Source organism: Vibrio sp. 2130-1, from assembly GCF_033339515.1.
Window position 1 is genome coordinate 1 of the sequence record NZ_JAWOUT010000061.1, and the last position, 1,387, is coordinate 1,387.

The window sequence follows — 1,387 nt, forward strand, 5'->3', positions numbered from 1 at the left end:
GATGAAGCGAAAGCGAAAGGTTGGTTAATCGCTGATATGAAAAACGATTGGAAGCAAGTGTATCCGACCAAGTAAGATTTCAAATCTGACTGATATAAAAAGGGGTTAACCACTGGTTAACCCCTTTGTTGTGTCCGAAGAACGGACCACTGCTTTTTCTTATTTTTAAGGAAAGAAACTTAGGTCGAAGGCTGTTCTACCGTGTCTGTTGCGGTAGTTTCAGTCGTTGGTGCTTGACCCGTTTTACGTTTGTATTTCTCTTCCCAGTAATCTGCACCTTTGATACCTAGCGCAACTGGGTTGAACGTAAACTCTGTGACACCTTGCTTCTGTTGTTCTTCGTAGTCGGTCAGCGCTTTCAGAGCAGGCTTCGACATAAAGAAGATGATCAAGATACCCACGATGTTCAGCCAAGCCATCAAACCTACGCCAACATCACCCATCGCCCATGCTAGGTTTGCGGTTTTTACTGTACCGTAAAACACGGCTGAGATAAGTACCAGTTTTAAGATAAACATCAGACCGTTCACTTTAAAGGTACGGCGAATGTAGGCAATGTTTGTTTCTGCGAGGTAGTAGTAAGCCAAGATCGTGGTGAATGCGAAGAAGAACAGTGCAACAGCGATGAACGGTTTACCAACTCCAGGCAGAGCACTTTCAATCGCCATTTGCGTGAATACTGGACCATTGGCCCCAATATCGGCTGGTAGGTTTTGCACAAGGAATGCACCTTCAACCGCACCGTGTACGTTGTACGCACCTGTGATAAGAATCATAAACGCAGTTGCCGAACATACTAGTAGTGTATCGATGTAGATTGAGAATGATTGAACCAGACCTTGCTGTGCAGGATGATCAACGCTTGCTGCCGCTGCTGCGTGAGGGCCGGTACCTTGGCCTGCTTCATTTGAGTAAACACCACGTTTAACACCCCAACCAATGGCAGCACCAACACCAGCCATAGGAGTGAACGCGTCTCCTAGGATCATGCCGATAATGCGTGGGATTTCACCGATGTTTAGAAGAATGATAACGAAAGCGGTGATGATGTACGCCAATGCCATGAATGGCACAACGATCTGAGTGAAGTTCGCAATACGCTTTACGCCACCAAAGATGATGAAGGCAAGAATGACACAGACAACCGTACCAGTGAAAATTTTAGCAAAACTGAAGGTACCAATAGCGGTTTCGATCATGTCACCAGAGCCAAATGCTGCTTCTACCGCGTTACCAATACTGTTGGATTGAACGCCAGGAAGTAGCACACCACACGCAAAGATGGTCGAGATAGCAAAGATCCATGCGTACCATTTTTGCCCCATTGCCTTTTCGATGTAGTAAGCAGGGCCGCCACGGAATTCACCTTCATCTTCTTCTTTGTAGA

General features: G+C 46.2%; 1 protein-coding gene. It reads right to left on the reverse strand.

Features of this window, described 5'->3' with window-relative positions; all coding sequences use genetic code 11:
* Positions 1–179 precede the first annotated feature (179 nt).
* Positions 180–1,387, reverse strand: a 1,208-nt coding sequence (locus R7Q09_RS24225; protein ID WP_318143710.1) for an alanine/glycine:cation symporter family protein, incomplete at its 5' end; no start/stop codon positions are given.